Source organism: Pseudomonas sp. KB_12 (assembly GCF_052114545.1).
GTDB classification, from domain to species: domain Bacteria; phylum Pseudomonadota; class Gammaproteobacteria; order Pseudomonadales; family Pseudomonadaceae; genus Aquipseudomonas; species Aquipseudomonas brassicacearum.
On sequence record NZ_JBFREY010000004.1, the window covers coordinates 29,822 to 51,385 of the forward strand.

The window sequence follows — 21,564 nt, forward strand, 5'->3', positions numbered from 1 at the left end:
TTCGCAGCCCAGCGGGAGCAAGCTCCCTCGCCACAAAAAGCATGCCTGCCACAAAGAATTTTCCTGGCACAAATAGCATTCCTGGTACAGAAGACATTCCTGCCATAGAAGGTATTCCTGGCACAAAAAGCACGCTTGGCACAGACGCCCTCATCACAACCGCGGCGCCGGCACTTGATCGAGCAGTTGCCCCAGCACCTGGTCCACCGACAGCCCTTCGATGTCCAGTTCCGGCGCCAGGCGCACGCGATGGCGCAGCACGGCCAGGGCGCAGCCCTTGATGTCATCCGGCACGACGAACTCGCCGCCACGCAACAACGCCCGGGCCCGGGCGCAACGGACCAGCGCAATCGACGCGCGCGGGCCGGCGCCGAGGGTCAAGCCCGGCCAACTGCGGGTAGTGCGAGCCAGGCGCACGGCGTAGTCGAGTACCTGATCATCCATCGGCAGGTCGCTGGCAATGCGTTGCAGCGCTTGCACGTCCTTGGCCTGCAACACCATGCGCAGCGGCTGCACGTCGAGCATGTCGGCGCGGGTCGAGCGGCTGACCTGGCGCACCATGTCCAGCTCCTGGTCGGCGTCCGGGTAGTCCATGCGCACCTTGAGCATGAACCGGTCGAGCTCGGCTTCCGGCAGCGGGTAGGTGCCTTCCTGTTCGATGGGGTTCTGGGTGGCAAGGACCATGAACGGCTGGCTGATGGGCAGGGCGCGGCCTTCGAGGGTGACCTGGCGTTCCTGCATGGCTTCGAGCAGCGCGGCCTGGGTCTTGGCCGGTGCGCGGTTGATCTCGTCGGCCAGCAGCAGGTTGGTGAACACCGGGCCCTTGCGCAGTTTGAACTGCTCGGTCTGCAAGTCGTACACCGCGTGCCCGGTGACGTCGCTGGGCATCAGGTCGGGGGTGAACTGGATACGCGCGAACTCGCCGTTGAAACACCGGGCCAGGGCCCGCACCAGCAAGGTCTTGCCCAGCCCGGGAACGCCTTCGAGCAGCACATGCCCGCCGGCGATCAGCGCGGTGAGCACATCGTCGATCACCGCGCTCTGGCCGACCACCGCTTTACGCAGCTCGGTGCGGATGGCCTGGGCCAACTGACTGGCGCGCTGGCGCTGTTGGGCGGCGTGGGCCTGGCCGTCGACAGGTTCGTTCTGTTCAGTCATAAGGCATTCCTAAGGGTTTGCAAATGGGCAACCTGGCGGCAGAAATCGGCGCGGGACAGGCGCTGTTTCGGCCGTGGGCTCAAGGCCTGGCTGATGGCTCGCGTCGGTTGTCGGGTCAGGCGGGCGAGTACCTGCCATTGTTCGGCGACGGCCAGTTGTTCGAAGCCTGGGTGGAGATGACGTGCCCGGCGCAGCACGTCTTGTTGCAAGGCATGCAACAGGTACTCCTGGCCGTTGTGCCGCAGGTGGAAACCGGCGCCGGCCTGCACATGCTCTTCCAACTGACGCCGCGCCTTGGAGGCCGGTTGTTGCAGTGGGCCATGGCGCACCGCTGAACGCCAGAACCACAGGGCAATCAAGGCCAGCAGTGCCACCAATGCCTGGGGAAAATAGCGCAGCAGCAGGGTCAGCAAGTTGTCGTGGTCGCTGTTGAACAGCAGCGTGACGTCCGTGTCGGCGCTCAAATACCAGAGCAGCCAGGCGTTGTCGTACTGGTCGATGGACTCGTTCTTCCACAGCTCGGCGTCGGTGATCACGGTGATCGAGCCCAGGCCGAGGTTCAACTGCATCATGTGGGTCGACAGCGCGCTGTTGGCCCAGGCCTGGGCCAGGTTATGCGGGTCTTCGAGGTGGAAGTCGGTGTCGAAGCCGATATACGCCGGCGCCTCTTCGTCCTCCAGGTAGAGCTTGGTCAGTTCCGGGTAATGGTCCTTGATCAATTCAGGGGCCGGTTCCTTGAGGTCCTTGCTCAAAAGTTGCCGCAGGCGCACGCGGTCGAGCAGCAGGTCGCCGCTGCTGCCGGTGCTGTCGTCCCACAAGGCTTCGGCAACGAAGAGCAAGCGCCCGCCGGCCCGGGTCCAGTTCATCAGTTGTTCGACTTCCCGTGGCGTCATGTGGGTTCGCTCGCCCAGCAACAGCAGGCTGTGCTGGCGAGGTTCCAGGGTGGGCAGCACGTCCAGGCTGTTGGCATGCTCGACATTGATACCCCGCTGGCGCAGGAAAAGTTCGGCGGCCAGGTAAGGATTGGCCTGGGCTTCAGGGGAGGGGCCGTGCTCGACGACCTCTTCATAGGGCTCGGCCTTGGTGTAGAGGTAGAGGCCGAATGCGCACACCAGCGCGGCCAGCACGGCGCCGATCAGCCATCCTGCGTGCCGGCTCATCGAGAGGCTCCCGGACCGAACAGCTCGCGCCAGCCGTCACACAATTCCTGTTGCAGGTGTGTCGGCGGTGGACGATGCCCATAGGCAATGTTCTGCCAATGCAGGGTCAGGTTTTTGCTGAAGCCCAGCAGGTTGTCCTGCTTGAGCTGTTCGACGCGTTCCAGCACCTGGCCTTCGGTGTCGGCCGGCTTCAAGGGGATCTTGAAGTCATGATGCAACCGGCTGAGCAGCGCCCGGTACAGCAGGCCCAGGGCTTCACGGGGTTGCGTGGCCCACAGTTGTTCGACGCTGGTGGCCACGTCGGCGGGCAGGCTCTCTTCGCGAATATCCAGGCCGAACATGCGCGCCGGTACGGCGCGTTCCACCGGCAGGCGCTGCCTCGGTCGGCGATTGGCCAGGGCCTTGAGTCTTTCACGGTAGCGCCAGGCCAGCCAGACGATTGCCGCCACCAGGCAGGCCCACAGCACCACCTGGATCAGTGCGGCGGCGATGTCGAAACGTTGGCTGCCGAGCCATTTGAACAGGTCCTTGAGCCAGCTCGGTTTGGCCTCGGTCTCGGTCTCGGGGGATTCGGTCGCTTCTTCGCCGAAACGATAACGGATGACGGTCTCGGGGTTCTTGAACGGTGGGGCGTCGAGGATTGCCTTGATACCGTCCCGGGAGGCTTCGCTGGTGAGGGGCTGGTTGAGCAGCCGCGGGCTATCGGGGGCGTCGCTGTCTTCTGCAGCAAATGCCGGGGGCGTCAGCGGCAGCAGCATGAGCGCCAGCAGCATCAACACCGGGGCCACGCCGCTCAGGCGCTGGCGCAGGCGCCGGAACACCAGTTCGATGTCCCACGCCTCGAGGATCGTGCGCCGGTTCAGGTAGAGGCTGAAGCCGCAGGCGACATACACCGGCTCCCACAAAATCAGCAGCAGCGGGTAGAGGAAGTTGACCAGGTGTTCGAACCACAACCAGTCGTGCTCGGCCGCTGACACCAGCGTCTCCCAATCCCATTGCAGTTCGACTTGTTGCGGCACGAACAGGTAGAACAGGGCCATCAGGCCGAACCACAAGGCGGTTTCCAGGTGCGCGCCGATGATGGTCAACCATTGCGCCGCGCCGCGGTTGCGTTGCAGCAGTACCCGCAAGCGCTGCGTCCGCGCCTCACCGCTAAGCCCCTCGAGTTGCACCACCGGCATCAGGAAGCTGCGGCTCAGGCTCAGCCGGCGCCAGGTCAGGCTGGCCAACAACTGCGGCTTGAGCAGCGCAGGCCACTGGCGCAACGCCTGGCGCAAGGTGGGGGTTTCGCCAAACAGTGCCTTGGACAGAATGTACAGCGGCAGCCGGTCGAAGGCCGGCTTCAACCACCAGAACAGCATCACCACCAGCGACGGTGAGTCCCACAGCAGCAGGGTCAGCAACAGGTACACCGGCAGCGTGATGAGCGCCCAACTGGTCATCAGCAGGCGGCGATGCTGCTGGCTCATCAACACCCCAAGGTCCATGGCTTCCCAGGTGGTGCGTGGGCGGATGACGACGGTGGCGTCACTCAGGCGCATGGCGGACCCGTCCGGCAAGCGACAGATAGCTGATCACCAACAGCCACAACAAGGCGCCCACCGTGTATTTGGTGGCGGGCGTCACGGCGCTGGAAGACCAGTAGGCCTCGATGAACGCGGCAATGAGCAGGAACAGCATCACACCGCCGATCATCAGCACGCTTTTGCCCGCCGCGAGCCGCAAGGCCTCGCCTCGGGTCAGGCGTCCCGGCGCAATCAAGGCCCAGCCCAGCTGCAGGCCTGCGGCCCCGGCGAGGGCGATGGCGGTGAGTTCGAAGGCGCCGTGGCCAATCACGAACGACCAGAACGTTCCCCCGGAGCCGATCTGGGTCAGGTGCCCGGCCACCGCGCCAATGGTCAGGCCATTGAAAAACAGGAAAAACGCGCTCCCCAGGCCAAACATCAAGCCACTGGCAAAGGTCTGAAAGGCAATGCCGATGTTGTGCATGATGTAGTAACCGAACATGACCCAGTCCTCGCTGGCGGCCCGCTCGACCGAGCGCCCCAGGTGCCCGGACGCGGGGTCGTACATGCTGCGGATCTGGCTGATTTCGTCAGCGCCGAGCACGCTGTAGACCAGTTCCGGGAACAGATAGACCAGCAGCCCGATGCCCACCAGGCTGCCCAGGAACATCAGGCTGGCGGCCAGCACGAATCGCCATTGTTCACGCACCAGTCGGGGAAAACCGGCCAGGATAAACGCCGAGAGACTGGCCGAGGGCCGGCTGCGGTCCCGATAGAGTTGCTGGTGACCGCGCAACGCCAATTGTTGCAGTGTGTCGACCAGCAAGCTGCTGTAGCCCCGGGCCTGGGCCAGTGCCAGGTGATGGCAAAGCCGTCGGTAGGTGGCAGGGAAGTCGCTGCTCTGGGGCACGCTGCGGCTGCGCTCCAGTTGGTCGAGTTGCCGGGTCAGGTGCTCCCATTCCCCTTGGTGACGGCTTTCGAACAGGCTTTGCTTCATGTTGGCCCCAGCAGGCCGCGGGCGACGCCATTGAGTTCGGCCGCGGCGTTTGGCACCTGGACGTTCAGTGGCGCGGCCAGGATGGCAGCCAGTTCGTTGACTCGCGCCTGGGACAGTTCTGCCTGGCGTTCGGCGAAGCCCAGCACGGCGCGTTGCTCATGCAGGCTGAGGGTGAAAGGCGTGCGTATCGGCGGGGCCATCGGCAAGGCGGGGCGTTTGACCGGCTGTTCGCGATACACCACCAGCGTGCCGGCCGCGAGATCGCCCAAGCGCTTGAACGCCGGATGCTGCAGGCAACTGATGGCCCCGAAGGTGTAGCCGAAGGGCAGCATGTCGACGAAACGCAGCAGGTTGCGGATCAACGACGCCGACCAGCCGATGGGCCGGCCATCGTCCTGCACCACGCGCAGCCCCATGATCTGCTTGCCGGGAGAGCGCCCCTGGTTGAGCACCTCGAACAGCACCATGTACCACCAGCTGACGACAAACAGCAGGATGGACCCAAGGCCCATCCCCAGTTCGCCGAAAAACGCCAGGACCAGGAAGAAAAGCCCCAGGACCAGCCCGCGTATGCCCAGGTCGATGGAGAAGGCGATTGCACGCGGCATCAGTCCCGCCGGGCGCAGCGGCAGGTCGATGCCTTCGGGCGTTTCAACCTGATAGCGCGTGTCCAGGGGCGCGGGCAGCGTCGCGTTCCTTTGCAGTGCTGGTGTCTCGAGCATGGGCAACCTGTGATGGGCCAGACCGAATGTTCAATCTCGGCCCAGATGCTAGCAGTCTTCGTGCGGGCAAACGATAGAGCTGTGTGTGTCATTCATGGTTTGCAACAGGATTGAGAGGGCGAACACTGTCTGTACTATCCAGTTGTCCCAGTTGCTGTTCACTTAAGTAAATGATGAACCTGTGGCGAGGGAGCTTGCTCCCGCTGGGCTGCGTAGCGGCCCCTTTTGTGAGCGCTTCGCACTCAAGCGGGAGCAAGCTCCCTCGCCACGGGTTTATTGAATGCCTTAAATGAACAGCATGATCTGTGTAAGCGCCTCGTGTTGGCATTCAAAAGTTACAGGACTGCTGGTCGCAGGCGGGTTCGAGCGCCTAGACTTCGCCAGTCTTCAGTTCAGGAACAGCCCGTGACTTCCATTTTCTGGTACGACTACGAAACCACCGGCATCAACCCGCGTTGCGACCGGCCCTTGCAGGTGGCGGGTATCCGTACCGATTTCGAACTCAATGAAATCGACGAACCGGTGAACCTGTATTGCCGGCCCAGCGATGACATCCTGCCGCATCCGGCGGCCTGTGCGATTACCGGCATCACCCCGACATGCCTGGCCGAAAAAGGCTTGAGCGAAGCCGATTTCATGACCCGTGTCCACGGCCACCTGGCCGCGCCCGGTACCTGTGGCGCCGGCTACAACACCCTGCGCTTCGACGATGAAATGACCCGCTACAGCCTCTATCGGAATTTTTTCGACCCGTACGCACGGGAATGGCAGGGCGGCAACAGTCGCTGGGATTTGATCGACCTGGTGCGTGCGGCCTATGCGCTGCGCCCGCAAGGCATTGTCTGGCCGCAAGAAGACGGTCGCGTGACCCTCAAGCTCGAGCGCCTGACCGCCGCCAATGGCATCGACCATGGCCAGGCCCACGATGCGTTGTCGGACGTGCGCGCGACCATCGCCCTGGCGCGGCTGATCCGTCAGCAGCAGCCCCGGCTCTACGACTGGCTGTTCCAGTTACGCAGCAAACAGAAGGTGATGGACCAGATTCGCCTGTTGCAGCCCATGGTGCATATTTCCGGTCGCTTCTCGGCGGCGCGCAACTACATCGGTGTGGTCTTGCCGCTGGCCTGGCACCCGAAAAATCGCAACGCCCTGATCGTCTGCGACCTGCACCTGGACCCCCAGGGCCTGCTGGACGACGATGCCGAAAGCCTGCGCCAGCGTTTATATACCCGCCGTGAAGAATTGCTCGAAGGTGAGTTGCCGGTGCCGCTCAAGCTTATCCATATCAACAAATGCCCGGTGATCGCGCCATTGTCGGTGCTGCGTGCCGAGGACCAGCAGCGACTGGAATTGGACATGGAGGGCTATCAGCAACGGGCATTGCGGCTAACTGACGCACAGAAAGTTTGGCAGGATAAACTTCAGGCTATTTATGGTCGGGAGGATTTCACCGCCAGCGAGGATCCCGAGCAACAGTTATACGCGGGCTTCCTGGGGGATCGCGATCGACGTTTATGTGAACAAGTGCGTATGGCTGACCCCGCGCAATTGGCTCAAGAACGCTGGCCTTTCGATGATGAGCGTTTGCCAGAACTATTGTTCCGATATCGCGCGCGCAACTTTCCAGACACGTTGAGTCCTGAAGAGCAGGCGCGTTGGAGACTTTTCTGTCAACAGCGGCTGTCATCCCCGGAGTGGGGCGCGCCTAATACCTTGGAAAGTTTTGATGCGGCGATGGGGGAGTGGATGGCTCTGTCTACACCCGTGCAGCAAGAAGTACTCAGGGAGTGGCAGGGCTACAGTCAGCAATTGCGCAAACGTTTAAGCCTTGAACCGTGATGAAGTAAAAAGATGACAGGCATAAAAAACGCCAGCAATCGCTGGCGTTTTTTTGTTCGCTAAGAACGGTGCGAACCGGTGAGGCTTAGCCCAGCAGGGTTGCCCAGCCTTCCACCACGTCACCGCCCCACTTGGCTTTCCACTCTTTCAGAGTCTTGTGGTTGCCACCTTTGGTTTCGATGACTTCGCCGTTGTGCGGGTTCTTGTATTGCTTAACTTTGCGAGCGCGTTTGGTGCCAGTAGTTTTCACGGCGCCACGTGGTGCTTTGCTCGACTTGGCTTCTGGATCCAGCAGGGCAATGATGTCGCGCAGCGACTTGGAGTATTCGCCCATCAGAGTGCGCAGTTTGCCTTCGAATTCAAGCTCGGTTTGCAGTTTGTCGTCTTGGGACAGGTTTTTCAGGCGAGCTTGCAGTTCTTTGATAGCTTCTTCTGTGGCGCGGTATTCATTGATCAAGGACATGTGGACTACCTTATGTAGGACGCGGGTGACAAGGACACAGTGCGGCAATAGTAATCAGACAGTTTCATCAAGTAAACATTTAACCGGTGTTTTATTTAATTAATTAGTGCTGCGCCACAAAAACGCCTGTTGCAGTTAAATACCGCGACAGAGTCTTCACATCTGTTCACACATATAGCCTGCTTTTCCGGGTCACGCCGGTCGTGGCTTTGGGGCCATCGTCGAGATTTGGCGTCTCATCGATACTGCAGTTTTGCCGCGCAATGGCTAGAATGGCCGCCTTTGCGAAGTTCTGGAGTTTCCCTAATGCGCACTTTTCGTCTGGTGATTGCTTGTCCGGACCGCGTCGGCATCGTTGCTAAAGTCAGTAACTTTCTGGCGTCCCATAACGGCTGGATCACCGAAGCAAGCCATCACTCGGACAATCAAAGTGGTTGGTTTTTCATGCGTCACGAGATTCGTGCCGATTCGCTGCCCTTCGGTATCGAAGCCTTCCGTGAAGCATTCGCCCCCATTGCCGAAGAGTTCTCAATGGACTGGCGTATCACCGACACCGCGCAGAAAAAACGCGTGGTGCTGATGGCCAGTCGTGAGTCCCACTGCCTGGCCGACCTGTTGCACCGCTGGCACAGCGATGAGCTCGATTGCGACATCGCCTGTGTGATTTCCAATCATGACGACTTGCGCAGCATGGTGGAATGGCACGGCATCCCTTACTACCACGTGCCGGTCAATCCGCAGGACAAGCAGCCGGCGTTCGCCGAAGTCTCGCGGCTGGTCAAGCAGCACGATGCCGAGGTGGTGGTGCTGGCCCGCTACATGCAAATCCTGCCGCCGGCCTTGTGCCGCGAATACGCCCATAAGGTCATCAACATCCACCACAGTTTCCTGCCGTCGTTCGTCGGTGCCAAGCCGTATCACCAGGCGTCGATGCGTGGTGTGAAGCTGATTGGCGCCACCTGTCACTACGTGACCGAAGAGTTGGATGCCGGCCCGATCATCGAGCAGGACGTGGTGCGCGTCAGCCACAGCGACAGCATCGAAGACATGGTGCGTTTCGGCCGTGACGTAGAGAAGATGGTGTTGGCCCGGGGACTGCGTTATCACCTGGAAGACCGGGTGCTGGTGCACGGCAACAAGACCGTGGTGTTCTGACTGGCTTTGGGCACTTGTAGGAGCTGCCGAAGGCTGCGATCTTTTGATTTTGATCTTTCGCTCGAGACTCAAGCGGTAGGGGAAAGATCGCAGCCTCGCTTCGCTCGTCAGCTCCTACAGGCGCAGCATTCATGCAACCTTCTTACGGGAGCAGCATTGCGCCATGACCGATCCATTGGACAAAGCCACCTCCAAGGCGCCGGCGACCTTGGGCGAGGGCTGCCTCAGCCGCTATGACCCAGATGCGTTGGGCCCGGAGGACGGCACTGAGTTTCCCGATGCTGCGCAATTGTGGGAGCAACTGCATCCCCAGGACGAGCCCGAGCAGAAGCCGTGATACGTCAGGCCTGTCTGAGCCTGATCAGTTTCTTGAGCAACGGCCGCCCGACCATCAGGAAGAACACCGGCCCACCGGCCACCAGATAAAAGTAATAGGTCACCGCCCGCCAGATCAGAATCGCCGCCGCCGCGGTAGATTTGCCCACCATGGGTGCCAGCAGCGCCGCGGAAGTCAATTCGGCCGCCCCGGCGCCGCCCGGTAGCAGGCTGAACTGTCCCGCGCTCAGGGACAGCATCTGGATCAGGAAACTCCAGGCCCACTGCAAATCTGCCCCCAGCCCCTTCAATGCCAGGTACAACACGCTGTAGCGCAGCGCCCAATGCAGGCAGGTCAGGCCGAAGACCTGGAACAGTGTCTGTTTTGGCAGTTTCAAGGTGTCGGTGAACGCCGCCAGAAAGCTCAGGATCTTGCGGGCCCAGCGCCGACGGGTGACAGCTTTGACACGCAAGTGGCGCAGCAGTCGAGCGCCCAGCAGAATCAATCTGCGGTGATAGCGGGCCACCAGCACGCAGCCGAACAACCCGCCAAACAATGAAATCGCGCTTAACGCCAGCATCCATTCCATGCGCTGGCTGAGGTTCTGGAACAGCGCGTAAAACAGAATGCCCACCAAGGCGCAGAGGAAGAACAGCAAGTCACTCAACTGATCCATGGCAAACACCGCGCTGCCATGGGCCGGGCGCACGCCGTTGCGCGCCAGCAAGGCCATCAGCGTCAGTGGGCCGCCACTGCCACCGGGCGTCGCGCACATGGCGAACTCGGTGGACATCACCACGCCGATGCTTTTCAGAGCGCCGATGCGCCCACGGTGCTCCCCCAGCAGCAGGCGCAAGCGCACGGAGTTCAAGCCCCAGCACAGCACGATCATGCCGAGCATGGCCAGCAGTAGCGGCAAGGGAAAGCGCTGCACCCGCGACCACATTTCCCCGCCACCGACCAGCAGCGGCACCAGTAGCGCCGTGAGCAGGGCGGCGCCCAACCAGATCAGCCGTTTCATGCGGCGCTGCGGGCCCGCAGCCCCTGGGTCGCCAGCCAGTCGACTTTGGTCATGGGTACACGACCGTCGTTGAGCAGGCGTTCGAGGGTGCGCAGCCAATAGTCCCGGGAAAAGGCATGGCGCATGTCCACCGGGTGCAGGCCCAGGCGAATCACCGGGGCCTGGCGCCAGCGCTGTTCGCGTTGGTCACTGATGACTTTCGACAGGCCACGGCGCCAGGCGCTGCGGGCACTCCAGACCAGCCCCGGCGCATCGATGGCGGTGAAGTCAGGCAGGCGATAAAGGTGTCGGGTGTCGCTGGTGTAGCTCAGCGGCAACTGGCGCAAGGCCTGGCGCGTGCCTTCGCTCATCAGCCAGGCCGGGGCGACGAAACCTTCCAACGGCCAGTGGTAGCGTTCAAAGGTTTCGATACCGGCGCGCAGGCGGGCGAGGGCGGCGGCCTCGGACAGGTTGTAGAACTCACCCTCATGGGTATAGACCCGGCGCATGAACCAGTCCTTGGGGTGGCGGGCGACAGGGCCGTCGTCGCAATGGTAGTAGCCATGCAACACCAGTTCGTCGCCGCGCTCGACCCGGCTGTCGAGCAGGCGCCGAAAGCCGGGGTGAGCCTCCAGGGCGTTGTTGCGGTGAAAGTCAGGCACCACCAACCAGGTCATCGGCACCTGGCCGAGGGCGTCGACGGCTTCGACGAAGGGCTGGTAGTCGGGCCAGGTTTGCGGTGCCACGTCGTGCAGCACCAGCAGGAGCGCGCGGGGCGAGCGGTTCATCGACACGGACCTCACCTCAACCATTGGCCAGCAGTGGCATCTGCCCGCCGAGCACCGCGTAGTAGTGCCCCAGCAAGCTGTTGACCACGGTATCCCAGGCGTAATGCTGCTCCACATGCTGGCGCGCCAGCACACCACGGCGCTGGCAGCCTTCGGCAAACAGTTGGCGCACGGCATTGGCCATGGCCTGTGGATTGTTGGGTGTGCACAGCAGGCCGCAGTCTTCATCGACGATTTCGGTAAAGGCCCCGGCCGCCACCGCCACCACGGGAATGCCACTGGCCATGGCTTCGAGGATCACCAGGCCGAAGGTTTCCTGGTCGCCGGCGTGCAGCAGGGCATCGGAGCTGGCCATGAGCCGGGCGACTTGCGGTGCCGGGCAGAATTCATCGATCACCGTGACGTTGTCCGGCACCAAGGCGGGCATCGACGAGCCCACCAGCAGCAGGTGGTAGCGCTCGCCCAGGCGTTTCATGCACTTGAGCAGCACCGGCAGGTTTTTTTCCTTGGAGCCGCGCCCGGCGAAAATCAGCAGGCGCGCGTCTTCGGCGATGCCCAGCTCGGCGCGCAGCTCCGGGTCGCGGGCGGCCGGGTTGAAGGTTTGCAGGTCGACGCCCAACGGTTGCACGTAGACGTTCTTGACCCCCAACCCGGTCAGTTTGTCGGCCATGACCTGGCTCGGCGCCAGGACCCGGTCGAAATTGCCGTACAACTTGCTGACATAAGCTTCGATGTTGGGGGTGAACCAGTTGCCCATGCGGTTGCTGACCAGCAGTGGCAGGTCGGAGTGATAGAAACCGATGACGGGCACGTCGAGCTGGCGACGGGCATCCAGTGCGGCCCAGGCCGTGAGGTAGGGATCGCCGACTTCAATCAGATCGGGCTGTAGATCGCGCAGGACATTGCGCCAGGGGGCCAGGCGAAGGGGGAAGCGATAGCCCTTGCCGAACGGCAGTGCAGGGGCAGGAACCTTGTAGATCCCATCGTGCTCGCTCAAATGCGCGCCGGGGATCAACAGGCTGTGGCGAATACCGGGCCGATCGCCCAGGCGCCGGTGCTTGGCATCCAGATAAGTGCGCACGCCTCCGCTGGCGGGGGCGTAGAACATGGTTATGTCCGCTATATGCACGATGAACGTCCCTCCGGTCAGTGTTCTCCTGTGTTGACCTTTAGTAAGAATAGATGTTCGGTTGGGGTTGTGGGGGTGGGGTGTCAGTGGAGTATTGCCGGGTTTGACAGGGCCCTATCGCGAGCAAGCTCGCTCCCACAGGAGGGGCACCGATCCCATGTGGGAGCGAGCTTGCTCGCGATAGGGCCAGTCCTGGTTCGCCGGCTATTATTCCTGGCGCCAGGGGCTTAATGCGCCAGGCATGCTTTTATATAAACGTGCAAAATGGCGTCATATCGCAAACACCACGGGTGACCACATGCCTGACTCATCGCAACTCGTTATCGGGGCCGACCTTAGCGGCCAGCCCATCGCCCAGGCCATGCGCCTGGCGAACCGTCATGGTCTGGTGGCGGGTGCCACCGGTACCGGCAAGACCGTCACCTTGCAGCGCCTGGCCGAAATGTTCAGCGATGCCGGCGTGGCGGTGTTCGCGGCGGACATCAAGGGTGACCTGTGCGGCCTGGGCGCGGCGGGCAACCCCCAGGGCAAGATCGCCGAGCGCATCGCCGGCATGCCTTGGCTCAACCACAAGCCCCAGGCTTACCCGGTGACCTTGTGGGATATCCATGGCCAGTCCGGTCATCCACTGCGCACCACCTTGAGTGAAATGGGCCCGTTGTTGATCGGCAGTCTGCTGGAACTGACGGACAGCCAGCAGTCGGCGCTCTACGCCGCGTTCAAGGTGGCCGACCGCGAAGGTCTGTTGCTGCTGGACCTCAAGGACCTGAAGGCGCTGCTCAACCATCTCAAGGACAATCCCGAGTTGCTGGGGGACGACGCGGCCTTGATGACCACCGGTTCCAGCCAGGCGTTGTTGCGACGCTTGTCCACCCTGGAACAGCAGGGCGCGGACGCGTTGTTCGGCGAGCCAGCCTTGCAGCTCGAAGACATCCTGCAACCGGCCAGCGATGGCCGTGGCCGCATCCACTTGCTCGACGCCAGCCGCCTGGTCCACGAGGCGCCGAAGGTCTACGCGACATTCCTGTTATGGCTGCTGGCTGAGCTGTTCGAGCAATTGCCCGAGCGCGGCGATGCAGACAAACCGCTGTTGGCGCTGTTCTTCGACGAGGCGCATTTGCTTTTTGCCGGCACGCCCAAGGCCTTGCAGGAGCGCCTGGAGCAAGTGGTGCGGCTGATCCGTTCCAAGGGCGTGGGGGTGTATTTCGTGACCCAGTCGCCGGGCGACTTGCCGGACGACGTGCTGGCGCAGTTGGGCTTGCGCATCCAGCACGGGTTGCGGGCCTTTACTGCCAAGGAGCAGAAATCCCTGCGGGCGGTGGCCGACGGTTTCCGGCCCAACCCGCAGTTCGATGCCCTGGCGGTGCTGACCGAACTGGGCATCGGTGAAGCCTTGGTGGGCACCTTGCAGGAAAAAGGTACGCCGGAAGTGGTCCAGCGCGTGCTGGTGGCGCCACCGCAATCGCGCATCGGGCCGCTGAGCGAAGCCGAGCGCGCCGGGTTGATCGCCAGTTCGCCGTTGCAAGGGCGCTATGACAAGCCCATTGATCGCGAATCGGCCTATGAAGTGCTGATGGGCCGCAAAGGGCTGGAGCCGCAGGCCGAAGAGGCGCCGGGCAAGCCGACGGCGGAAGAACCGAGCTTCACCGAAAAGGCCGGGGAATTCCTCGGCACGGCAGCCGGCCAGGCGCTTAAATCGGCGATGCGCCAGGCGGCCAATCAGTTGGGCCGGCAATTGGTGCGTGGGTTGATGGGGTCGTTGCTCGGTGGCAGCAAGCGCCGGTAGTCAGGACCGAGTTGTCCCTTTCGCGAGCAGGCTCGCTCCCACAAGGGATCGGCGTCGTGCACGAAACAGGTGCCCGCCGCAGATCCCCTGTGGGAGCGAGCTTGCTCGCGAAAGCGGTCTAGCAGGCGAAAAATAGGCTGGCTGACCCGCCGCTATCGCGAGCAAGCTCGCTCCCACACTGGATCAGCGTCGTACACACATTTTGTGTCTGGCAGACATCTACTGTGGGAGCGAGCCTGCTCGCGATAGCTATCTAACTGCCGCCGAAAATCTCAGCCCTTGGGCCTGGCATGCGCCGCCAATCGCTCAAGCGCCGCCCGCAGGTTGGGGTCGGTGATGCCGTCCGCCGTGGCCTGGATAGTCGCCGCGGCGTCGGTGGACAAATCCAGCGTGTGCCCCTTGACGCCGACCTGGACGGTGGGCGGTTGTACCTTGAACAGGATCCGCGTCAGGTTGGCGAATTCTTCGAAGACCTGGAGTTGGCGCAGCAGGCGTTTTTGCTGATAGCGCAGGCGTGTGGCCCAGTGGCCGTCGGTGACGATCAGCAGCAAGCTGCCTTCGCGCCAGGAGGCCACGTGGCAATGCTCGCGCGCAGCCGGTTGCAACTGGCTGTCGAGCAGGCGTTGCAGGTGACCCAGGCGTTTGGCGTGGCCAAAGATGGCTTTCAGCGGCTTGGCTTCGCGCAGCAGAACGGCGGGCGCCTTGGCTGGAAGAGGGCGAAAGGCCATGAATGAATACCGCAAGTGACAGAGGCGCCATGGTAGCAGAAAGCGCCGGATGCGCCTCGACCCTCTCGCCCAGCGGCTTTTGGCTGCACAATCAATGAGTAACTTCTGCTCTGGATGGGTTGAAGTTCGCGCAAAAGCCCTTATTTTATGCAAGCCCCGTCACAGCGCTGTGCCAGCATCGTGGAATAACGCCACTTTCCTCTCCATCGTTTCCGGGTAGAATGCTCGTTCGCATGCGGCCATGAGGGCTGCACGGGCGACTCACGGGGCCGCCCTCCATCCCTTTAGTGTGGAAGATCCTGCCGATATGTTTGCGCCTTTGTTAAAGAAACTTTTTGGAAGCAAGAACGAGCGTGAAGTCAAGCGCATGCTCAAGACGGTACAGACTGTCAATGCCTTCGAAGAGCAAATGGTGGCCCTTTCGGACGATCAGTTACGCGCCAAGACTGCCGAATTCAAGGACCGCATCGCCAAGGGGGAAACCCTTGACCAGCTCCTGCCTGAAGCCTTTGCGGTCGCCCGTGAAGCCGGCAAGCGGATCATGGGCATGCGCCACTTCGACGTTCAGTTGATCGGCGGCATGACCTTGCACGAAGGCAAGATCGCCGAAATGCGTACCGGTGAGGGCAAGACCCTCGTGGCGACCTTGGGCGTGTACCTCAACGCGCTGTCCGGCAAGGGCGTGCACGTAGTGACGGTCAACGACTACCTGGCCCGTCGCGACGCCAACTGGATGCGCCCGCTCTACGAATTCCTCGGCCTGACTGTCGGCGTCGTCACGCCGTTCCAGCCGCCGGAAGAGAAGCGCGCCGCCTACGCTGCCGACATCACCTACGGCACCAACAACGAATTCGGGTTCGACTACCTGCGCGACAACATGGCGTTCAGCATGGAAGAAAAATTCCAGCGTGAACTCAACTTTGCCGTGATCGACGAAGTCGACTCCATCCTCATCGACGAAGCCCGTACCCCGCTGATCATTTCCGGTCAGGCCGAGGACAGCTCCAAGCTGTACATCGAGATCAACAAACTGATCCCGCAGCTCAAGTTGCACGTCGAGGAAGTCGAAGGCGAAGTGACCCAGGCCGGGCACTACACCGTTGACGAGAAGACCCGTCAGGTCGAGCTCAACGAAGCGGGTCACCAGTTCGTCGAGGAAATGCTCACCCGTATTGGTTTGCTGGCCGAAGGCGAGAGCCTGTACTCGGCCCACAACCTGGGCCTGCTGACCCACGTTTATGCTGGCCTGCGTGCGCACAAGCTGTTCCATCGCAACGTCGAATACATCGTGCAGGACGGCCAGGTCGTACTGGTGGACGAACACACCGGCCGTACCATGCCGGGTCGTCGCCTGTCCGAAGGCCTGCACCAGGCCATCGAAGCGAAGGAAGGCCTGAACATCCAGGCCGAGAGCCAGACCCTGGCCTCGACCACCTTCCAGAACTACTTCCGCCTGTATAACAAGCTGTCCGGCATGACCGGTACCGCTGATACCGAAGCGTTCGAGTTCCACCAGATCTACGGCCTGCAAGTGGTGGTGATTCCGCCGAACAAGCCGCTGGCCCGTAAAGACTACAACGACCTGGTGTTCCTGACCGCCGAAGAGAAGTACGCGGCGATCATCAACGACATCAAGGACGGCATGGCCCAGGGCCGTCCGATCCTGGTGGGTACCGCCACCATCGAGACCTCCGAGCACATGTCCGCCCTGCTCAACAAGGAAGGCATCGAGCACAAGGTCCTCAACGCCAAGTTCCACGAGAAGGAAGCCGAGATCATCGCCCAGGCCGGCCGCCCGGGTGCGTTGACCATCGCCACCAACATGGCTGGCCGTGGTACCGACATCCTCTTGGGCGGCAACTGGGAAGTGGAAGTCGCCAGCCTGGAAAGCCCGACCCCAGAGCAGATCGCGCAGATCAAGGCTGACTGGCAGAAACGTCACCAGCAGGTACTCGAATCCGGCGGTTTGCAGGTGATCGCTTCCGAGCGTCACGAGTCGCGTCGTATCGACAACCAGCTGCGTGGCCGTGCCGGTCGCCAGGGTGACGCCGGTTCCAGCCGTTTCTACCTGTCCCTGGAAGACAGCCTGATGCGCATCTTCGCCTCTGACCGGGTGAAGAACTTCATGAAGGCCCTGGGCATGCAGCCAGGCGAGGCGATCGAGCACCGCATGGTGACCAACGCCATCGAGAAGGCCCAGCGCAAGGTCGAAGGCCGCAACTTCGATATCCGTAAGCAATTGCTCGAGTTCGACGACGTCAACAACGAACAGCGTAAAGTGATCTATCACATGCGTAACAGTTTGTTGGCCGCCGACAACATTGGCGAAACCATCGCCGATTTCCGCCAGGACGTGCTCAACGCCACCGTCAGCGCCCACATCCCGCCGCAATCGCTGCCGGAACAGTGGGACGTCGCCGGCCTGGAATCCGCCTTGCAGAACGATTTCGGCGTGGCATTGCCGATCCAGCAATGGCTCGACGAAGACGATCACCTGTATGAAGAAACCCTGCGCGAGAAACTGCTGGCCGAACTGATCGCGGCCTACAACGAGAAGGAAGACCAGGCGGGCGCCGAGGCACTGCGTTCCTTCGAGAAGCAGATTGTGCTGCGGGTACTGGACGACTTGTGGAAAGACCACCTGTCGACCATGGACCACCTGCGTCACGGTATCCATTTGCGCGGTTACGCCCAGAAGAACCCGAAGCAGGAGTACAAGCGCGAGTCCTACACGCTGTTCTCCGAGTTGCTCGACTCGATCAAGCGCGACTCGATCCGTGTGCTGTCCCACGTTCAGGTTCGCCGCGAAGACCCGGCCGAAGAAGAAGCCCGCCTGCGCCAGGAAGCCGAAGCCCTGGCTGCGCGCATGCAGTTCGAACACGCCGAGGCCCCGGGCCTGGAAGTGGTTGCCGAAGAGGGCGTCGATGTGGATGTCGCCTTGGCGACCGCACCGGTGCGCAACGAGCAGAAGCTGGGCCGTAACGAACTGTGCTATTGCGGTTCGGGCAAGAAATACAAGCATTGCCACGGGCAGATCCAATAATCCCGTTCCAACGCTGATCCACCCGCGCCGCGACCGGATTTTATCCGTCGCGGCGTTTTGCCATTTTGATTCGCCGTCTCGATGAGGACGGCGTCGATAGACATCTCATTTAGGAGCGCATTCATGGCTGTTGGTCTTGGTCCGTTGCCAACGTTGCACCCGGTTGCCGGTTTTGAACTCGGTATTGCCTCGGCGGGCATCAAGCGCCCCGGGCGCAAGGACGTCGTGGTCATGCGTTGCGCCGAAGGCTCGACGGTGGCTGGCGTGTTCACCCTCAACGCCTTCTGTGCCGCTCCAGTCATCCTGGCCAAGCAACGCGTGCAGGGGCCGGTGCGTTACCTGCTGACCAACACCGGTAACGCCAACGCCGGTACCGGCGCGCCAGGCCTGGCCGCTGCCGAGCGTACTTGCGCCAAGCTGGCTGAGCTGACCGGTGTCGACGCCAGCCAGGTGCTGCCGTATTCCACTGGCGTGATCGGCGAGCCGCTGCCGGTCGAGAAGATCGAAGGCGCGCTGCAAGCCGCGCTCGATGACCTGTCGGAAAACAACTGGGCCGCGGCCGCCACCGGCATCATGACCACCGACACCTTGCCCAAGGGCGCGAGCCGCCAGTTCGAGCACGATGGCGTGACCATCACGGTCACCGGTATCAGCAAAGGCGCTGGCATGATCCGCCCGAACATGGCGACCATGCTCGGCTACATCGCCACCGACGCCAAAGTCTCGCGCCAGGTGCTGCAAGACCTGATGCTCGACGGTGCCAACAAGTCGTTCAACCGCATCACCATCGACGGCGACACCTCCACCAACGACTGCTGCATGCTGATCGCCACCGGCAAGGCTAGCCTGCCGGAAATCACCGAAGCCAGCGGCCCGCTGTTCGCGGCTCTGAAACAGGCGGTGTTTGAAGTGTGCATGGAAGTGGCCCAGGCCATCGTCCGTGACGGCGAAGGCGCGACCAAGTTCGTGACCGTGCAGGTCAACGGCGGTGGCAATCACCAGGAATGCCTGGATGTTGGCTACACCGTGGCCCACTCGCCGCTGATCAAGACCGCGCTGTTCGCCTCCGACCCGAACTGGGGCCGCATTCTCGCCGCCGTTGGCCGTGCCGGCGTGCCTGAGCTGGACGTGAGCAAGATCGACGTGTTCCTCGGTGAAGTCTGCATCGCCAGCCAAGGCGCTCGCGCTGCGACCTACACCGAAGCCCAGGGCGCGGCGGTCATGCAACAGGAAGAAATCACCATCCGTATCGAGCTGGGACGGGGGGATTGCAGCGAAACCATCTGGACAACTGATCTGTCCCACGAGTACGTGAAGATCAACGCTGAGTACCGGACTTAACAGGCTCGGGACCGAGTCGCTCCTTTCGCGAGCAGGCTCGCTCCCACAGGGATTTGTTGGGTGACTTAGAAAGTGTTCACACCACCGATCCACTGTGGGAGCGAGCTTGCTCGCGATGGCGCCAGAACAGACACCTCAGAACCACAAGAAAGGAATCCACATGAGCCTGCACCTGATCATCGGCGACAAAGATCTATCTTCCTGGTCCCTGCGCGGCGCGTTGGCCCTGGCGCTGACCGGCGCGAAGTACACCGAAGAGCTGGTCAGGCTCGATCAACCCGACACCCGCGAGAAGCTGCTCAAGTATTCGGCCACGGCCAAGGTCCCGTTGCTCAAGACCGAGTTCGGCGTGATCGCCGATTCCCTGGCGATTGCCGAATACCTGGCTGAACAGTTTCCCGAGGCCAGTCTCTGGCCCAAGGATGTGGCCGCCCGGGCCCAGGCACGCTCGGCCTGTGCGCAGATGCACAGCGGTTTTTTTGCCCTGCGCAGCCACATGCCCATGGACCTGCTGCACGATGCGCCGTTGTCGCCGATGCCATCTGATGTGCAGGCGGAAATCCAGCGGATGCTGGCGCTATGGGCCGAATGCCGTGCCACGGCGACCGAAACCGGTCCCTATCTGTTTGGCCGCGTGAGCCTGGCCGATGCGTTTTTTGCTCCTGTTGCCGTGCGCTTGCGCACTTATCAGGTGAAACTGTCGGAGGTCGATGAGGCCTACGTCGAAACCCTATATCAATGGCCAGCGTTCAAGGCGTGGCAACAAGCTGGCCTGGAGGACACTGCGCGGTGAAACGAGTCCATGTGGCGGCGGCGGTCATCCGCGATGCCGCCGGTAAAATCCTGATCGCCCGACGGGCCGACACCCAGCACCAGGGCGGCCTGTGGGAGTTCCCCGGTGGCAAGGTCGAGGCCGATGAGTCCGTCGAAACTGCCCTGGCCCGCGAACTTCATGAAGAGCTGGGCATTGTCGTCGAGGCTGCTCGACCGTTGATCAAGGTGCGTCACGACTACCCGGACAAACAGGTGTTGCTGGATGTCTGGGAAGTCTCGGCGTTCACCGGTGAGCCCCACGGCGCCGAAGGGCAGCCGTTGGCCTGGGTGACGGCCCGCGACCTGACGAACTATGAGTTTCCGGCGGCCAATCAGCCGATCGTCGCGGCGGCCCGTTTGCCGGGTGAGTACCTGATTACCCCTGAAGGTCTTGAGACGCCGGCCTTGCTGCGCGGCATGCAGAAGGCGATTGCCGGTGGGATCAAGTTGGTCCAGCTACGTGCCCCCAACGGTTACGACCCGCAATACCGCGATCTGGCGGTGGACGCGGCGGGGCTGTGTGCCGGCAAGGCCCAGTTGATGCTCAAGGGGCCGTTCGAATGGCTGGGGGATTTTCCTTCCGCTGGCTGGCACATTACCGCCGCACAACTGCGCAAGCATGCTGCGGCCGGTCGACCGTTCGGCAAGGACCGCTGGCTGGCGGCCTCCTGCCATAACGCCGAGGAACTGTCCCTGGCGCAGCAGATGGACGTGGATTTCGTGACACTCTCGCCGGTGCAGCCGACCCAGACTCATCCTGACGCACAGCCGTTGGGGTGGGCAGAGGCGGCGCGGTTGATCGAGGGCTTTAACAGGCCGGTTTATCTGTTGGGCGGGGTCGGGCCTGGCGAGCGACAAAAAGCCTGGGAGGCCGGGGCGCAGGGTGTGGCGGGGATTCGGGCGTTTTGGCCTGAGGCTTGATTTTGTGGTGTAACCGCTGACGCCATCGCGAGCAAGCTCGCTCCCACAGGGGTTCTGTGAGCGTCGAAGATCCCGTGTGGGAGCGAGCTTGCTCGCGATGGCGGCCTCAAGAACGATTCAGCCCCCAGGCTTGGCCGCCGCCACCCAAAGCACTTCCGCCACCCCTTGCCGCCGGGCAATGACCCGCGCGGCCACGAACAGCAGATCCGACAACCGATTGATATAGGCCAGCCCCGGCCCGGCCAGCGGCTCCATGGCGTTCAATTGCTGGCAACGCCGCTCGGCGCTGCGGGCCAGGCTGCGGCAGACGTGGGCCTGGGCTACCAGCGTCGAGCCACCGGGCAGGATGAAGTTTTCCAGGGGGCCCAATTCCTCGTTCCAGCCATCGATCGCCGCTTCCAGCCGCTCGATTTCCGCGACGTTCAAGGCCTGATAAGCCGGCATCGCCAGTTCCCCGCCGAGGTCGAACAGACGGTGCTGACAAGGCGCCAGCACGTCACTGACCTCCTTCAGCCCCGGATGTCGGGTCGTTTCAGTGGCGAGCCCGGCCAGCAATAAACCCAGCTGGCTATTCAGTGTATCCACTTCGCCGATGGCCTCGACCCGTGGGTGGTCCTTTGCCACGCGGCGACCATCGCCCAACCCGGTTTCACCTTTGTCGCCGGTGCGGGTGTAAATCTTCGACAGGCGAAAACCCATG

At 62.3% G+C, this 21,564-nt stretch carries 19 protein-coding genes; 8 read left to right on the forward strand and 11 right to left on the reverse strand.

The window, feature by feature from the left end; translation table 11 throughout:
• Window positions 1-153: 153 nt before the first annotated feature.
• Genes AB4Z20_RS03220 through AB4Z20_RS03240 form a run of 5 tightly spaced genes read right to left on the reverse strand, consistent with a single transcriptional unit; the run spans window position 154 to window position 5,542 of the window.
• A complete protein-coding gene (locus AB4Z20_RS03220; protein WP_077508509.1) occupies window positions 154-1,158 on the reverse strand; it encodes an AAA family ATPase in 1,005 nt (334 codons plus the stop codon).
• Window positions 1,155-2,318, reverse strand: a complete 1,164-nt coding sequence (locus AB4Z20_RS03225) for a DUF4350 domain-containing protein (protein WP_253477619.1) — start codon at window positions 2,316-2,318, stop codon at window positions 1,155-1,157. The genes AB4Z20_RS03220 and AB4Z20_RS03225 overlap by 4 nt, the downstream gene beginning before the upstream one ends.
• A complete protein-coding gene (locus AB4Z20_RS03230; protein ID WP_442089335.1) occupies window positions 2,315-3,859 on the reverse strand; it encodes a DUF4129 domain-containing protein in 1,545 nt (514 codons plus the stop codon). The genes AB4Z20_RS03225 and AB4Z20_RS03230 overlap by 4 nt, the downstream gene beginning before the upstream one ends.
• On the reverse strand, window positions 3,846-4,820 hold the full coding sequence (locus tag AB4Z20_RS03235) for a stage II sporulation protein M (protein ID WP_024617548.1): 975 nt from the start codon (window positions 4,818-4,820) through the stop codon (window positions 3,846-3,848). Before AB4Z20_RS03235 ends, AB4Z20_RS03230 begins: the two co-directional genes overlap by 14 nt.
• The gene (locus AB4Z20_RS03240; RefSeq protein WP_442089336.1) at window positions 4,817-5,542 is read right to left on the reverse strand and encodes an RDD family protein; all 726 of its coding nucleotides are present in this window, start codon (window positions 5,540-5,542) and stop codon (window positions 4,817-4,819) included. Before AB4Z20_RS03240 ends, AB4Z20_RS03235 begins: the two co-directional genes overlap by 4 nt.
• Window positions 5,543-5,947: 405 nt before the next feature.
• Between AB4Z20_RS03240 and sbcB the strand changes: the two genes are divergently transcribed.
• On the forward strand, window positions 5,948-7,381 hold the full coding sequence (gene sbcB / locus AB4Z20_RS03245) for an exodeoxyribonuclease I (RefSeq protein ID WP_253477611.1): 1,434 nt from the start codon (window positions 5,948-5,950) through the stop codon (window positions 7,379-7,381).
• 85 nt (window positions 7,382-7,466) lie between these two features.
• On the opposite strand, the gene mvaT is transcribed toward sbcB, so the two are convergent.
• Window positions 7,467-7,844: a histone-like nucleoid-structuring protein MvaT gene (mvaT, locus tag AB4Z20_RS03250; RefSeq protein ID WP_003205091.1), complete on the reverse strand. Its 378-nt coding sequence runs from the start codon at window positions 7,842-7,844 to the stop codon at window positions 7,467-7,469.
• A gap of 306 nt (window positions 7,845-8,150) precedes the next feature.
• On the opposite strand from mvaT, the gene purU reads away from it, so the two are divergent.
• Window positions 8,151-8,999 carry a formyltetrahydrofolate deformylase gene (gene purU / locus AB4Z20_RS03255; RefSeq protein ID WP_003205089.1) on the forward strand — a complete coding sequence of 283 codons (849 nt, stop codon included), beginning with the start codon at window positions 8,151-8,153 and terminating at the stop codon, window positions 8,997-8,999.
• 163 nt (window positions 9,000-9,162) lie between these two features.
• Complete coding sequence (locus AB4Z20_RS03260) at window positions 9,163-9,336, forward strand: hypothetical protein (protein ID WP_003205087.1); 174 nt, start codon at window positions 9,163-9,165, stop codon at window positions 9,334-9,336.
• Window positions 9,337-9,340: 4 nt separating this feature from the next.
• Here AB4Z20_RS03260 and AB4Z20_RS03265 read toward each other — a convergent pair whose 3' ends face one another.
• Genes AB4Z20_RS03265 through AB4Z20_RS03275 form a run of 3 tightly spaced genes read right to left on the reverse strand, consistent with a single transcriptional unit; the run spans window position 9,341 to window position 12,211 of the window.
• Window positions 9,341-10,336 (reverse strand): lysylphosphatidylglycerol synthase transmembrane domain-containing protein, encoded by a 996-nt coding sequence (locus tag AB4Z20_RS03265; protein WP_258689216.1) that lies wholly within the window; start codon window positions 10,334-10,336, stop codon window positions 9,341-9,343.
• Window positions 10,333-11,103 (reverse strand): DUF2334 domain-containing protein, encoded by a 771-nt coding sequence (locus AB4Z20_RS03270; protein WP_258689215.1) that lies wholly within the window; start codon window positions 11,101-11,103, stop codon window positions 10,333-10,335. Before AB4Z20_RS03270 ends, AB4Z20_RS03265 begins: the two co-directional genes overlap by 4 nt.
• A 16-nt stretch (window positions 11,104-11,119) precedes the next feature.
• Window positions 11,120-12,211, reverse strand: a complete 1,092-nt coding sequence (locus AB4Z20_RS03275; protein ID WP_253477602.1) for a glycosyltransferase family 4 protein — start codon at window positions 12,209-12,211, stop codon at window positions 11,120-11,122.
• Window positions 12,212-12,530: 319 nt separating this feature from the next.
• Here AB4Z20_RS03275 and AB4Z20_RS03280 point away from each other — a divergent pair, with 319 nt between their 5' ends.
• Window positions 12,531-14,018: a helicase HerA-like domain-containing protein gene (locus AB4Z20_RS03280; protein WP_003205079.1), complete on the forward strand. Its 1,488-nt coding sequence runs from the start codon at window positions 12,531-12,533 to the stop codon at window positions 14,016-14,018.
• Window positions 14,019-14,290: 272 nt separating this feature from the next.
• Here the strand turns inward: AB4Z20_RS03280 and AB4Z20_RS03285 are convergent, their stop codons facing one another.
• Window positions 14,291-14,746 carry a DUF721 domain-containing protein gene (locus AB4Z20_RS03285; protein ID WP_253477600.1) on the reverse strand — a complete coding sequence of 152 codons (456 nt, stop codon included), beginning with the start codon at window positions 14,744-14,746 and terminating at the stop codon, window positions 14,291-14,293.
• A 307-nt stretch (window positions 14,747-15,053) separates the two neighbouring features.
• On the opposite strand from AB4Z20_RS03285, the gene secA reads away from it, so the two are divergent.
• From secA to AB4Z20_RS03305, 4 genes are all read left to right on the forward strand, one after another.
• Entirely contained in the window at window positions 15,054-17,789 is a 2,736-nt protein-coding gene (gene secA, locus AB4Z20_RS03290) for a preprotein translocase subunit SecA (RefSeq protein WP_253477597.1), read from the forward strand.
• A 123-nt stretch (window positions 17,790-17,912) separates the two neighbouring features.
• Window positions 17,913-19,130, forward strand: a complete 1,218-nt coding sequence (gene argJ / locus AB4Z20_RS03295) for a bifunctional glutamate N-acetyltransferase/amino-acid acetyltransferase ArgJ (protein WP_057452545.1) — start codon at window positions 17,913-17,915, stop codon at window positions 19,128-19,130.
• Between the two features lie 160 nt (window positions 19,131-19,290).
• A complete protein-coding gene (locus tag AB4Z20_RS03300; protein WP_253477592.1) occupies window positions 19,291-19,923 on the forward strand; it encodes a glutathione S-transferase family protein in 633 nt (210 codons plus the stop codon).
• Window positions 19,920-20,864, forward strand: a complete 945-nt coding sequence (locus tag AB4Z20_RS03305; RefSeq protein ID WP_253477589.1) for a Nudix family hydrolase — start codon at window positions 19,920-19,922, stop codon at window positions 20,862-20,864. The genes AB4Z20_RS03300 and AB4Z20_RS03305 overlap by 4 nt, the downstream gene beginning before the upstream one ends.
• 117 nt (window positions 20,865-20,981) lie before the next feature.
• Here AB4Z20_RS03305 and AB4Z20_RS03310 read toward each other — a convergent pair whose 3' ends face one another.
• Complete coding sequence (locus AB4Z20_RS03310; RefSeq protein WP_258689213.1) at window positions 20,982-21,563, reverse strand: cob(I)yrinic acid a,c-diamide adenosyltransferase; 582 nt, start codon at window positions 21,561-21,563, stop codon at window positions 20,982-20,984.
• Window position 21,564 lies beyond the last annotated feature (1 nt).